This window comes from Rhizobium aureum, from assembly GCF_030182495.1.
Lineage (GTDB): Bacteria > Pseudomonadota > Alphaproteobacteria > Rhizobiales > Rhizobiaceae > Rhizobium > Rhizobium tropici_C.
In genome coordinates this window covers 233,429-246,090 of the sequence record NZ_JAQJCI010000008.1, presented here as the reverse complement: position 1 = coordinate 246,090, position 12,662 = coordinate 233,429, and the positions used below count along the sequence as shown (strand labels likewise).

Here is a 12,662-nt window from a genome sequence, read left to right as displayed (position 1 = left end):
GTGCCAAACCGCACGCCTGCGGCCATCAGCCGATCGATCTCGCCGAGCGCGATCTCCGGTTTGGTGCGGGATAGGCGCATCTCCTCGGGAACACCAGCCTTCGCCATCCGATCCTGATCACTCGTCCAACTGTCGGGCAAGAACAATCGTAAGCCCACTGGGACGGGAACCTCGTCGCGGGCCAGCGTCAACGACACCAGCGTCTGGCAATTGGCGCGCTTGCCGAGCATCGACGCGTACTGCGGCGCGACCCCAACAGAATGGTCGCCTTTCTTCGGCAGACCTGTGTCGTCGATCACCAGAAAAGCATCTGAAGCCCCGACAATCTTGTCGGCCTGCACCGCCAGTTCCGCCTCAAGAGGACCGGCATCCCAAATCCCATCCGAGATGAAATGATGTAGGCGGTCGTAGCGATCAGGTGCCAGACGTTCCGCCATCGGCTCGATACTCTTGCGATCACCAGGTCCGATGAGGCCCGAAATATAGACCGGGCACATCTGCCGCCGCTTCTTGTGACCAAGCTTCTCGACGAACGGCTTCAGCCAATCCGCCAGCGCAACATCCAGTTCCGACATCTCGCGCACCCCTGTGAAAGTGCCCAAGATGGCCCATCATCGTAAATGACCGGTTAATCTGCCAAAGTAGTGTTAGTCTTTGGTGATGAAATCCACGAGCACGATGGCGTGATTGTGCTCGCTGTCTTTCGCACCGTAAAGAAGCGTCGCAGTCGATTGTCCGATCTCGTCTTTAAGCTGATCCACCGCTTTGGCGTTCTTCTTGAGTTCATCCTGATAGCGATGGCGAAACTCGTTCCATTTGTTCGGATCGTGAGCGAACCACCGCCGCAGATCAGCGCTTGGTGCGACGTCCTTCAGCCAGACGTCGATATGGGCATCGCTCTTGGCTATGCCGCGGGGCCATAATCGGTCGACAAGGATACGCTTGCCGTCATGCTTGTCTGCAGGTTCATAAATTCGCTTGATGCGCACGGACATATCGGATCTCCGCCTTCAGCAGATGTCGCCACGAGAACGCCACAGGCATCTTATGCCTGTGCGCGGCGTAGCTCCGTCGGTGATTGCCCAAATAGCCTTCGGAACAATCTGGCAAAGTGCGACGCACTGTCAAAGCCCACTTCAAGTGCAATTTCGATGAGCGGCGCCTGCGTCTGAAGAACCAGTTGCTTGGCGCGCTCCATGCGAATGCGCGTGTAGACAGCTCCGGGAGACGTCTTCATTTCCTCCAGGAATAGGCGCTCGAGTTGTCGCCGAGACAGGCCGACGGACGCGGCAAGATCTTCGGTCGGCACGACGTCCTCGATATGGCTTTCCATGGTGATGAGCACGGCTTTCAGACGCGGGTCCTGGCATTCGATGGCGAGCGGCTTGCGCGGCTGGATATCCAGGCCGGATCGAGCCCGCTCGATCTGCAGCACTTCTAGAGCATTTCGTTCGGCATCCCTGCTGATATGCCGTCTGACAAGGAAGGCCGCCATATCGGCAGCGCTGCTTCCGCCGGCACACGATCCGCGGCTGCGATCGAGATTGAACAGGCGGTCGGAACGAACCGGATTGTCGGGAAATTGCTCTCGATAGGCCTGGTAGTGCAGCCAGCTGACGCAGGTCTGGTGTGTTTTCATCAGGCCGAGGCGCGCCAGAATGAAGGTGCCGGTGCAAACGCCGATGAGCGGGATTTTTTGAGCCGCGGCCTTCTTCAAATAATCGGCGGTCTGATTGTCTATCGTGATGTCCGTGTTCAAAAGTCCACCGACCACGACGATGTAGTCAAACTCCCGCGGCTCGATAAAGTCCGATGTCGGTGCGACCTGAACCCCGCAGCTGGAGGTGATGAGATGCCGTGTGCTACCCAACACCTGCCAGTCGGCCAGGACCCTGCCGGACTTATCGGCCTCATCGCTCGCCAGTCTTAGCGTATCGATAAACAGCGCGAAGGCGGAAAGGGTAAACGATCGCGCGAGAATAAATCCGACCTTCAAAGGACCATGCTTCAATTCATGCTTGCCGGATTTCATCTAATGCCTCGCCTGATCAAGCCCTTCTACTTGATCTGGAAACCATACGCCAAGGGATAACGATCGTCGACGAAGATCGTATTGTGACCGACGATCCGCGCGCATCCGCTAACGCTCGGCTTGATGCCCTTGAAGTGCCCGATGTCGGCCTCGGCTCTCGAATTCGCACGATTTGATCCGCTTGGAGCGGGCGGCGCCTCTATTGGATTGCCGTTCCCTTTTTGAATAGGCAATGTGGATAGCGATGATGGTAGTCCGTTTGATGAAACATGGAACGATATGAGCGTATCGCATTTGGAGAGCAGCGGTCTGCGCAAGACCAGGCTCTATGAGGAGCTTCACGGGCGATTGAAGGCCGAGATCTTGGCGGGAGCCGTGCCGGATGGACTTGTGGTGACGGAGGCGGCACTTGCCGGCCTGGTCGGCAGCAGCCGCGCGCCGGTGCGCCAGGCGCTGCAGCTGCTGCTTGAGGATGGTCTTATCGCCCGGTTCGATGGCCGAGGCTTTATTGTCGGGGTGCCGGGAACACCGCCGAAACGGGTTAAGCTCGACAATTATCTCGGCAACTTGCTTGATGAAAACAGCGGCAGGCCCGCATTTGCCTGGCAGGCGCTTTATGAAGATGTCGAGCGCATCGTCGTCCATCGCTCCGTCTTCGGTCGTTATCGCATCAATGAAAACGAATTGGCGCGGCATTTCGGCGTCGGGCGCGGGGTGGCGCGCGATGTGCTGCTAAAGCTCGAGACGCTCGGCATTACCGAGAAGGACGACAATTTTCGCTGGTCGATCGTACCGCTCGACGCTCAGCGCATCCGCGACCTATATGAGGTTCGCGAGCAGATCGAGCCGGTGGCGCTCGCCAGCGCCTTGGATGGACTTTCCAGCGACCACGTCGAGGCGATGCTTGCGCGGCTGTCGCAGGCGCTTGCGGATTATCCCGATGTCACGGCCTCGACAATGTACGAACTCGAGCTCGATCTTCATCTGCGCAGCCTGCAGGCCTGTCCGAACAAGGAATTCCTGAATATTCTGAAGCGGACGCATTGTATCCTGACGTTGAGCAAGCACATCGTCGGTAGTCGCATCAAGAGGCCGGACCATGAGCCGTTTCTTGCGGAACATATCGGCGTGTTCGAGATGGTGCAAAAGCGCGACGAACAAGGGCTGCGGAAAGCCATGCGCGATCACATAAGCAATTCGCAGCCTAATGTGCAGGCGCGTGCCGCCTATATCCGCGAGCACTACCAGCCGGACGAATACAGCTTCATCACCTGATTTTGACGGCGTCAGGTAATGGCGCCGACCTGCCAGGGAACGAATTCATTGTCGCCATAGTCGAAGGTTTCGCTCAGCGTCTTCTTGCCGGAGGCGACAGCGATGATTTCCTCGAAGATCCGTTCGCCGGCCGCCTCGATCGTGTCGTCGCCGCTGACGATGTCACCGCAGTTGATATCCATATCCTCGCGCATATGGTTGTACATCTCGGTGTTGGTGGCGATCTTGACGCAGGGTGCCGGTTTGAATCCGGACACCGATCCCCGGCCGGTGGTAAAGCAGATCACATTGCAGCCGCCGGCCACCTGGCCGGTGACGGCAACGGGATCGTAGCCGGGGGTATCCATGAAGACGAAGCCGGGTTCATCGACGATCTCCGAATATTCGTAGACGGCCTTCAGCGGCATGGAGCCGCCCTTGGCGACCGCACCGAGCGACTTTTCGAGGATGGTCGTCAATCCGCCGAGCTTGTTGCCGTAGGATGGGTTGTTGTTGAGTTCCGCGCCGTTGCGGCGGGTATAATCGCGCCACCAATCAATTCTGGAGAGCAGCTTTTCGGCGACTGCGGGCGTGACCGCTCTGCGCGTCAGCAGATGTTCCGCGCCATAGATCTCCGGCGTTTCCGCCAGAACCGATGTACCGCCATTGCGCACGAGAAGATCGGAGGCATAGCCGAGCGCCGGATTGGCCGAAATTCCCGAATAGCCATCGGAGCCACCGCATTCCAGGGCGAGCTTGATGCCCGAGAGGGGCTGAACGGTGCGCTTGGCTGAGTTCACCTCGGGCAACATGTCCTTGATCATTTCCGAAGCAGCCGCGATCGTTTTGCGGGTACCGCCGAGATCCTGGATCGTCATGGTGCGCAGCCGGTTTCCTTCCTCGAGCTTGTAATGTTCGAGAATGGGCGCGATCTGATTGGTTTCGCAGCCAAGGCCGATCATCAGGATGCCGCCGAAATTCGGATGACGGGCGTAACCCTGCAGGGTGCGGGCGAGATAGCGATAGCCTTCAGACTGGGTATTGATGGCGCAACCGCCGCCATGGGTCAGTGCCACCACGCCGTCGACATTGTCGAAGCCGTCCAGGCCTCCGGTGCGATTGAAATGCTCGGCGATATATTTTGAGACGGTCGCAGAGCAGTTCACCGTGGTGATGATGCCGATAAAGTTGCGCGTGCCGACACCGCCTGCTCCGCGATCGAAGCCCATGAAGGTCCGACAGTCCTCGCGCGGCAGCATGCCCGTCTCTTCGATATCGACGCTGAACTGGTAGGGGTGTTCGGATTCGATGACTGCCAGGTTCTGCAGATGGACATGGCCGCCGGCCGGAATGAACTGCGTCGCAACGCCGATCGGCTGGCCGAATTTGCGGATTTCCTGGCCCGACTGGATGTCGCGGACTGCAACCTTGTGGCCGCGCGGGATCTGGTCTGCAGCAATCAAGCCGTCGATGCCGGTGGCGCTGCCGGCGCGGATCATCACGCGGGCAACCGCGACATCGTCGATGGGATTGAGCAGGATGACAGGCGAAACGGCGGACATGAGAAATTCCGTATGGTTGGATTAATGTCTATTGCTAGCAATAGACAATTATTCGGTAGAAGACGTCAAGCGTGATCGACGCCGGCGGCAAATTCTGTCACTCAATCGTGGGGCTGGCGGGCGAGCCAGCCGGTAAGATCGGTTTCCGCCCGCTCCAGAGCACTATGATTGAGCAGCTTTCTGAGAAACGCCACGGCCACGGCGCGGGCTCTTAGGTTGAAACGGCTGTCGTCGTCCTGATTGCCGAGCGGCTGATAGACCCCGAGCTTGATGTAGAGCTGCTGTAATCGATTTTGAACGCTGCGCACTGAGAGATTGCGCCTTTGGGCAATGGCGCGGTCGGTCAATCCCAGTGCGATATCGACCAGGATCTCATATTCGGCTTCGGTGAAGCCGTTGACATTTCCAAGGCTTCTTTGCTGCATGCCACGCACTTCGCGGTCGATCACGCACTGGCTCTCGATGAAGATGCTGCGCAGCGCCAGCTTCAACCTGTCATCTGAAGCCGATTTCAAAACATAGCCATAGACGGCACCGGCCGGCACGATGCGGGAGACGCCGCGAACATAGGCTTCATCGGAATAGTTCGACCAGAAGAGGATACGCGTCTCCGGCCGCTCCTTCCATATGGTGCGCGCCGCCTCGATGCCGTTGCGCTGGCTCATCTGCAGATCCATGACGATATGGGCAGATTTGCAATCCCGCGCCAGCCGTTCGCCGCTGTTGCCGTTTTCGGCTTCCAGCACGCCATCGCATTCGGGAAGTGCGGCTCGGATTGCTTCGTTGAGATAGGAGCGATGAAGCGGATCGTCCTCGATGATCAGAACCTTCATGCCGCGGCTCCTCCCACCGGCTGCGCCTTGGCGGGCAGGGTGACGCTGACCAATGTTCCTCCGGATGCGCCGGCCGGTTTGATCGCAAAGCGTGCCGAGATCAGCCGCGCGCGGGTCCGCATATTTTCGATGCCGCCACCTGACGGCCTGCGGGCATTTCCAAGTCCAAGACCGTCATCCGTGACGTCAATGGTCACCGCGCCCCCGGCCGCTTTCAGGTGAACATCAATGTTGCTGGCATGGGCATGGCGTATGGCGTTATTGATGGCCTCCTGCGCGATGCGGAAAAGGGCAATGGAAACTGGCTGTTCGAGGCAGTCGATGGCGCCGCCGGTCTCGTCTTTCAGCGTCCAGGCCAAAGTGGCGCCGCTCTCCTGAATCGACCGCTCAAGATGGTTTTCCACCGCTTGCGCAAAGCCGAACAGCTGAAGGACCGAGGGCTTGGCCTCCTCGATGATCTGGCGAAGATCGTGCATGCTATGCTGCAAACCGCGAAAAAGCGGTTCAAGAGCCTCACCGGTGACATCGGGCTGGCTGGCAAGCCTCTCCAGCCGGCGGGAGAGGCGGGTCAGATCGGCCAGAATCTGATCGTGCAAATCCATGCCGATACGTTGCCGCTCGGCCTCCAATGCCTCAGTCAATTTCAGGGCACCGAGGCGAAGACCTTCTTCGCGGGCGCGGGCTTCGGCTTCGACGATGGCCGAGAGCTTAGCCTGGTCGGCGGCACGGATGGCGAAGAAATGGGGTGCCAGCAGATCGGCAATGACGCGGGCGCTTTCGACATGCTGCATGGTGTAGAAGCCGGTCTGATGGCTCGAGCAGGAAAGCGCGCCGATAACGTGCCCCTGTACTTTCAGTGGTACGTGCACGCGGCTATGCAGCGATTGGTGAAAGATCGGGTGTGAAAAAGCGCCCTGGAAATGGAACTGCGGGTCGCTCCAGGCATCGTCGGTCAGCAGATAATCGCTCTCGCCCCAGAGAAGCGTGCGGATGGGGCTGTTGCTGACCGGCGCCGGAAACCGGCGTCCCCAATCGGTTTCGAGCCCGCTCTCGTAGGCCGTGTGAAATTGCTCGTCCACCAGCAGGATACAGACGTCGAGATGATCGTGCGGGATCACGTGGCTGATTTCGGCTGCGACTGCTCGGATGACGGAGTGAAAGTCGAGCTGGCCGGCGAGTAGCCTCGATATGTTGAGATAGTGGTCGAAGACCGATTGCGGCGCCAGATCGCGCAAGGCACGCCCTCCCAGGCAATGCGTCGACCGCTTCTCCTCCGGTCGATCGCAGCATAAGGATTTCCGACGCTATTAAGCGCCGATCCGAGCCGTTCGTCCTGCGGGCTTGCGCATTTTTTCTGCGGGATCCCGCAAGGTCCCGCAGCTTAAGCGCCTGTACAATCGAAACAATCTCGGACATCCTGTTTGTACTGACAGGGGAACCTTCAGTGCAAATATTATTTTCGGTCGTTCGTTGAGGAGCGCGCTCGAAAATCTTGGCCTGGAAGAGGAAGTACGGGCTCATTGGGAGGAAAATATGAATATTGCCAAGATGCTGCTGGCATCCGCCGTCATCGCCTGCGTTGCCGTGCCGGGTTCCGCTTTTGCTGATACATCATCCAAGAAAATTGCGTTGTCGAACAATTACGCCGGCAATTCCTGGCGCCAGGCCATGCTGACCAGCTGGCAGAAAGTCACGGGCGAAGCCGTGAAAGCCGGCGTGGTGGCTGCCGCCGATCCGTTTACGACGGCGGAAAATCAGGCAACCGAACAGGCAGCGCAGATTCAGAACATGATCCTGCAGGGCTATGACGCGATCGTCATCGACGCCGCGTCGCCGACGGCGCTGAACGGTGCGATCAAGGAAGCCTGCGATGCCAAGATCGTCGTCGTTTCCTTCGATGGCATCGTCACCGAACCCTGCGCCTGGCGCATCGCCGTCGACTTCAAGGGCATGGGCGCCAGCCAGATCGAGTATCTCGCCAAGAAGATGCCCAAGGGCGGCAACGTCCTCGAAATTCGAGGCCTTGCCGGCGTTTCCGTCGATGACGAGATTTCCGCCGGTATCCATGCGGCTGCCGCCAAATATCCGCAGTTCAAAATCGTCGGCTCCGTGCACGGCGACTGGGCGCAGGACGTCGCGCAGCGCGCCGTCGCCGGCATCCTGCCGAGCCTTCCGGATATTGCCGCGGTCGTGACGCAGGGCGGCGACGGCTACGGTGCTGCACAGGCATTCGCCGCTGCCAAGCGCCCTATGCCGACGATCGTCATGGGCAATCGTCAGGACGAGCTTGCCTGGTGGAAGAAGGAGAAGGATGCCAGTGGTTATGAAACCATGTCCGTCTCGATCGCCCCCGGCGTTTCGACGCTTGCCTTCTGGGTGGCGCAGCAGATCCTCGACGGTCAGCAAGTGAAGAAAGATCTGGTCGTGCCGTTCCTGCGCATCGATCAGGACAATCTCGAAGCCAGCCTGGCCACCACGCAGGCGGGAGGCGTCGCCAATGTCGAATACACGCTCGATGACGCCAAGAAGGTCATCGCCGCAGCGAAGTAATCCATATCGACAAGCAAATGAAGGCCGGTGCCGCCGATAGAGGGCGGCGCCGGTTGGATACAACGCCCGGCCGGACGATCCATGATTGCAGTCAAAGACAATAGTTCGATGAAGGAAGACACCGAGCCGCATGCCGTCGTCTCGGCGAGAGGCATCAAGGTGCATTTCGGCGCGGTGAAGGCGCTCGATGGTGCCGATCTGACCATTCACGCCGGCGAATGCATCGGCCTTGTCGGTCACAACGGTGCCGGCAAGTCGACGATCGTCAACGTCATCAATGGCGGTCTTAACCCGCATGAGGGAACGATTACCTACGACGGCAACGACAAGGCGCACGGCATCAATGCCGCACGGGCATACGGCATTCGTTGTGTCTTTCAGGAGCTGTCTCTTGCTCCCAATCTGACCGTTGTCGAGAACATGCGGGTCGTTCATCACGGTCTTTCCGGCTGGAACTGGCGCCGGCAGGCGGCTGGGATCGTACGCGCCAAGCTCGACGAGATTTTTGCCGGCCACAAGATCGATGTTATGCGCAGCGTCGGTGAGCTTTCCATCGCCGAACGGCAGATGGTGGAGATTGCGATCACCTTCTGCACCGTCGGTCAGAAGCCGAAGCTGGTTATTCTCGACGAGCCGACCTCATCGCTGGATGCCGGATTGGCCGAGCAATTGATGACCTATGTGCGGGCATTCGTGCAGGCAGGCGGCGCGGTGATGCTGATCTCGCATATTCTCGGCGAGATTCTTTCGACGGCGAGCCGCATTCTCGTCATGAAGGATGGCCGCGTCGTCGCCGATCGCGCCGCCCAGGACTTTAATGTCCGAAGCCTTGTCCAGGCCATGGGCAGCGTCGTCAAGGAACAAGACCGCAAGCACGGGAATGAGGAGCGTACCGCTACACCTCCCATCCTCACCTTGCCGTCGCGCAGGGGCAGGGGCCTGACCTTCGAGGTCCGAAAGGGGGAGGTTGTCGGACTTGCCGGACTTGCCGGTCATGGCCAAACCGACATGCTGCTCGATCTCCATCGCTCCTTGTCGGGCAATTGGCTGCCGGGCAGGCGGGAGAATATTACCTTCGTCGCCGGCGATCGCAGCCTGAACGGAACCTTTCCTCTGTGGAGCATCTTGAAGAACCTGAGCATCGCATCGCTCGGTGATCTCTCGAAGATGTCGCTCGTCAACAAGGAGAGTGAGAAAAGCCTCGGAGCCGAATGGAAGGGTCGCATCGAAATCCGCACGCCAACGATGGAAAACGGCATCCTGTCATTGTCCGGCGGCAATCAGCAAAAGGTCCTGTTTGCCCGCGCGCTTGCGACGACGGCACCGATCGTGCTGATGGATGATCCCATGCGCGGTGTGGATATCGGTACCAAGCAGGAGGTCTATCGCATCCTGAACGATGAGGCTTCAGCCGGCCGGACCTTCATCTGGTACTCCACTGAAATGGATGAAATCCGCCTTTGCGACCGTGCCTATGTCTTTCGAGACGGCGTCATCGTTGCGGAACTGGTCGGAGAGGAAATCACGGAGGAAAACGTGCTGGCAGCGTCCTTTGCCGGAGAGGGCGCATGATCCGTCCATCGTCCACCACCTTGCGCCTGCTTATCCCCGCGCTGTCGCTTGCTGTCTTGCTGATCGCGGTCTTCTATCTCCAGCCGCGGGCCATGAGCTATATCGGGCTCAATCTGCTCTTCAATCTCGCCGTCCCGATTGCGCTCGCGACGATCGCCCAGATGATGATCATGTCGGTGAACGATCTCGATCTGTCGATGGGAACATTCGTCAGCTTCACCGCTTGCGTGGCGGCGACCTATCTTCATTCGTCACCGCTCCTGGGCATCCTCATTCTCGCCGCGGCAATCGCCGTTTACGCCATCATAGGGGTGATCATCTATGTCAGGGACCTGCCGTCGATCGTCGTCACCCTCGGCATGAGCTTCGTCTGGGGCGGCTTTGCGGTGCTGCTGCTTCCCGCGCCGGGTGGCACGGCGCCCGACTGGGCCCGCTGGCTGATGACCTCGAAGCCACCGTTGGTTCCTATGGCGATCGTTGCGAGCGTCGTCATCGCGCTGATGTCCCACCTGATCGTCATGCGCTCTTCCTTCGGCGTGCTGATCCGTGGCGTCGGCGGCAATCAACGTTCGCTTGAGCGGGCCGGCTGGTCCGTCGTCGCCCTGCGTGCGGCAGCCTATGGGCTGGCCGGCCTCTTTGCGGTGCTATCGGGCATCGCGCTGGTCGGGCTTACCACCTCGGCGGATGCAAATATCGCGTTGCGCTATACGCTTCTGTCGATTGCCGGCGTCATCCTTGGAGGCGGGGAATTCATAGGCGGCCGCGTTTCCCCGATAGGGGCCGTAATCGGTGCACTGACCCTGACCTTGGCAGGTTCGTTCCTGTCGTTTCTGCGGATCTCGCCGGATTGGCAAATCGGTGCCCAGGGCGCCATCCTGATCATCGTGCTGGCGCTACGGCTCTTGCTCAACCGCGTTGAAAAGCGGGAGAAACAATCATGATCGCTTTTCGCGTGCTTGGCCGGAAGCCCTGGATCTGGTCCTTCTTCGCCACCATCATCGTTTGGCTCGTCACCGTGCTCTTCACGGGCGGCGCGAGCTCCATCGGCCTCTCGCAGGCAGCGCTGACCTTCGCCGCTTTTTCCGTGATCGTCGGCATCGGCCAGATGTTCGTCATTACGCTCGGACCGGGCAATATCGATCTGTCGGTACCTGCCACGATGACGCTTGCCGGCACGGTCGCGCTCAAGCTGATGAATGTCGAGGACGGCATGATCGTGCCCGGTCTCTTGGTGTCGATCCTCATTGGCCTTGGCATCGGTATCGGCAATTATGCCCTGATCAAGCTTTTGCGCATCCCGCCCATCATCGCGACACTCTCGATGAGCTTCATCGTCCAGTCGACCGCCATCTGGAGCAATCGCGGCCTGCGCATCAAGCCGCCGGATCAACTGGCCGATTTCACCACGTCCGGTTTCCTCGGTGTGCCGAATGTCGCGATTGTCGCTCTTCTGCTCTCGGTCGTTGCCTGGGTGCTTTTGGAGCGGACGATCTATGGCCGCTGGATATCGGCAATCGGGCAGAGCATGTTCGCGGCGCGCATGGCGGGCATTCCTGTCGACGGAACACGGCTTGCAACCTATGTGCTTTGCGCTGTGCTCGCCTCGATCTGCGGCTATCTGCTCGCGAGTTTTTCCGGCGGCGCCGCTTTGAACATGGGGGCCGAATATCTGCTGATGTCGATCGCCGTCGTTATCATCGGCGGAACGGCGGTCGCCGGCGGCGATTCGAACGTGCCGGGCATATGGGGCGCGTCGCTTTTCATGTTCCTGGTGGTCTCGATGCTGAACACCTACGGCTTCGGCGCCGGGCCGAGGCTCATTCTGACCGGCCTCATCATCATTGCCGTCATTCTCGTTGCAGGCGGCCGCCCCATTGGCGGGCGCTGACACTGTTCTCCAGCAGTTTTAGGACAATCAAATGTCGAACGACTCCTCGTCCCTTTACGAAATCTACGATACCCGTTTCCGGAACCTCATTGTTCCAAGTGCCGGGCTGGAGGAGCTTTATTCGGACTGCCGCTGGGCGGAAGGACCTGTCTGGTTTGCCGATACCGGATGCCTGATCTGGAGCGACATTCCCAATGAGCGCATGCTGCGCTGGGTGCCGGGCGGCGGCGTCTCGATCTTCCGCGCGCCGTCGAATTTCGCCAACGGCAACACGCGCGACCGGCAGGGGCGATTGATATCCTGCGAACATGGTGGCCGCCGGGTCACACGCACGGAAATCAACGGTTCGATCACGGTGCTTGCCGACAGCTACAAGGGCAAGCGCCTGAATTCGCCGAACGACGTGATCGTTCGTTCCGACGGATCCATCTGGTTCACCGATCCGACCTATGGCATCCTGTCGAACTACGAGGGCTACAAGGCGGAGCCAGAGCAGGCGACCCGCAACGTCTACAGGCTTCATCCGTTGACAGGCGAATTGGACGTCGTCGTCGACGATTTCCGCCAGCCGAACGGCCTGGCATTTTCTCCCGACGAGACGAAGCTCTATGTTGCCGACTCCGCCGCCAGCCACGACATCAGCGCCCCGCGCCACATCCGCGTCTTCGATGTCGTCGATGGGAAGAAACTCGCAAACGGCCGGGTCTTCTGCAACATCGATACCGGCATACCGGACGGTTTCCGCGCCGATATCGATGGCAACATCTGGACCAGTGCCGGCGACGGCATCCACTGCGTCGCGCCTGACGGCACCCTGATCGGCAAGATCAAAATACCCCAGACGGTCGCCAATCTGACTTTCGGTGGTCCGCGCCGCAATCAGCTGTTTATCACTGCGACGCAATCGCTTTATCGGATCTACACGACGGCGACCGGGGCGCAGGTGCCGTGAAGGCGCACTTGTTTGTGCT

The 12,662-nt window shown here is 59.5% G+C and carries 12 protein-coding genes and 1 pseudogene; 6 read left to right on the top strand and 7 right to left on the bottom strand.

The window, feature by feature from the left end:
• The 4 genes and pseudogenes from PH552_RS20240 to PH552_RS20225 form a co-directional block, all read right to left on the bottom strand.
• On the bottom strand, window positions 1-575 hold a 575-nt coding region (locus tag PH552_RS20240; RefSeq protein ID WP_285166263.1), incomplete at its 3' end, for an IS701 family transposase.
• A 72-nt stretch (window positions 576-647) separates the two neighbouring features.
• A complete protein-coding gene (locus tag PH552_RS20235; RefSeq protein ID WP_112345132.1) occupies window positions 648-995 on the bottom strand; it encodes a DUF488 domain-containing protein in 348 nt (115 codons plus the stop codon).
• A gap of 50 nt (window positions 996-1,045) precedes the next feature.
• Window positions 1,046-2,032 (bottom strand): GlxA family transcriptional regulator, encoded by a 987-nt coding sequence (locus tag PH552_RS20230; protein ID WP_113250290.1) that lies wholly within the window; start codon window positions 2,030-2,032, stop codon window positions 1,046-1,048.
• 26 nt (window positions 2,033-2,058) lie between these two features.
• A pseudogene (locus PH552_RS20225) lies at window positions 2,059-2,187 on the bottom strand (proline racemase family protein); the annotation flags it as partial.
• A gap of 124 nt (window positions 2,188-2,311) precedes the next feature.
• On the opposite strand from PH552_RS20225, the gene PH552_RS20220 reads away from it, so the two are divergent.
• Complete coding sequence (locus PH552_RS20220; RefSeq protein WP_112345130.1) at window positions 2,312-3,307, top strand: GntR family transcriptional regulator; 996 nt, start codon at window positions 2,312-2,314, stop codon at window positions 3,305-3,307.
• 11 nt (window positions 3,308-3,318) lie between these two features.
• Here PH552_RS20220 and PH552_RS20215 read toward each other — a convergent pair whose 3' ends face one another.
• From PH552_RS20215 to PH552_RS20205, 3 genes are all read right to left on the bottom strand, one after another.
• Window positions 3,319-4,848 (bottom strand): UxaA family hydrolase, encoded by a 1,530-nt coding sequence (locus PH552_RS20215; RefSeq protein ID WP_112345129.1) that lies wholly within the window; start codon window positions 4,846-4,848, stop codon window positions 3,319-3,321.
• 101 nt (window positions 4,849-4,949) lie between these two features.
• Window positions 4,950-5,681, bottom strand: a complete 732-nt coding sequence (locus PH552_RS20210) for a response regulator transcription factor (RefSeq protein WP_112345128.1) — start codon at window positions 5,679-5,681, stop codon at window positions 4,950-4,952.
• Window positions 5,678-6,916 (bottom strand): GAF domain-containing sensor histidine kinase, encoded by a 1,239-nt coding sequence (locus tag PH552_RS20205; protein WP_112345127.1) that lies wholly within the window; start codon window positions 6,914-6,916, stop codon window positions 5,678-5,680. Before PH552_RS20205 ends, PH552_RS20210 begins: the two co-directional genes overlap by 4 nt.
• Window positions 6,917-7,214: 298 nt before the next feature.
• On the opposite strand from PH552_RS20205, the gene PH552_RS20200 reads away from it, so the two are divergent.
• The 5 genes from PH552_RS20200 (at window position 7,215) to PH552_RS20180 (ending at window position 12,643) form a co-directional block, all read left to right on the top strand.
• Entirely contained in the window at window positions 7,215-8,231 is a 1,017-nt protein-coding gene (locus PH552_RS20200; protein WP_112345126.1) for an ABC transporter substrate-binding protein, read from the top strand.
• 108 nt (window positions 8,232-8,339) lie between these two features.
• Window positions 8,340-9,803 (top strand): sugar ABC transporter ATP-binding protein, encoded by a 1,464-nt coding sequence (locus PH552_RS20195; protein WP_432422044.1) that lies wholly within the window; start codon window positions 8,340-8,342, stop codon window positions 9,801-9,803.
• A complete protein-coding gene (locus tag PH552_RS20190) occupies window positions 9,800-10,744 on the top strand; it encodes an ABC transporter permease (RefSeq protein ID WP_112345124.1) in 945 nt (314 codons plus the stop codon). The genes PH552_RS20195 and PH552_RS20190 overlap by 4 nt, the downstream gene beginning before the upstream one ends.
• Window positions 10,741-11,691 (top strand): ABC transporter permease, encoded by a 951-nt coding sequence (locus PH552_RS20185; RefSeq protein ID WP_112345123.1) that lies wholly within the window; start codon window positions 10,741-10,743, stop codon window positions 11,689-11,691. Before PH552_RS20190 ends, PH552_RS20185 begins: the two co-directional genes overlap by 4 nt.
• Window positions 11,692-11,722: 31 nt before the next feature.
• Window positions 11,723-12,643, top strand: a complete 921-nt coding sequence (locus tag PH552_RS20180; protein WP_112345122.1) for an SMP-30/gluconolactonase/LRE family protein — start codon at window positions 11,723-11,725, stop codon at window positions 12,641-12,643.
• Window positions 12,644-12,662: the final 19 nt, after the last annotated feature.

Bases quoted from the DNA above. Each gene is read 5' to 3' on its own strand.
- PH552_RS20180 (WP_112345122.1), top strand. From the start codon at position 11,723: ATGTCGAACGACTCCTCGTCCCTTTACGAAATCTACGATACCCGTTTC.
- PH552_RS20185 (WP_112345123.1), top strand. From the start codon at position 10,741: ATGATCGCTTTTCGCGTGCTTGGCCGGAAGCCCTGGATCTGGTCCTTC.
- PH552_RS20220 (WP_112345130.1), top strand. From the start codon at position 2,312: ATGAGCGTATCGCATTTGGAGAGCAGCGGTCTGCGCAAGACCAGGCTC.
- PH552_RS20210 (WP_112345128.1), bottom strand. From the start codon at position 5,681: ATGAAGGTTCTGATCATCGAGGACGATCCGCTTCATCGCTCCTATCTC.
- PH552_RS20190 (WP_112345124.1), top strand. From the start codon at position 9,800: ATGATCCGTCCATCGTCCACCACCTTGCGCCTGCTTATCCCCGCGCTG.
- PH552_RS20230 (WP_113250290.1), bottom strand. From the start codon at position 2,032: ATGAAATCCGGCAAGCATGAATTGAAGCATGGTCCTTTGAAGGTCGGA.
- PH552_RS20195 (WP_432422044.1), top strand. From the start codon at position 8,340: ATGAAGGAAGACACCGAGCCGCATGCCGTCGTCTCGGCGAGAGGCATC.
- PH552_RS20235 (WP_112345132.1), bottom strand. From the start codon at position 995: ATGTCCGTGCGCATCAAGCGAATTTATGAACCTGCAGACAAGCATGAC.
- PH552_RS20200 (WP_112345126.1), top strand. From the start codon at position 7,215: ATGAATATTGCCAAGATGCTGCTGGCATCCGCCGTCATCGCCTGCGTT.
- PH552_RS20215 (WP_112345129.1), bottom strand. From the start codon at position 4,848: ATGTCCGCCGTTTCGCCTGTCATCCTGCTCAATCCCATCGACGATGTC.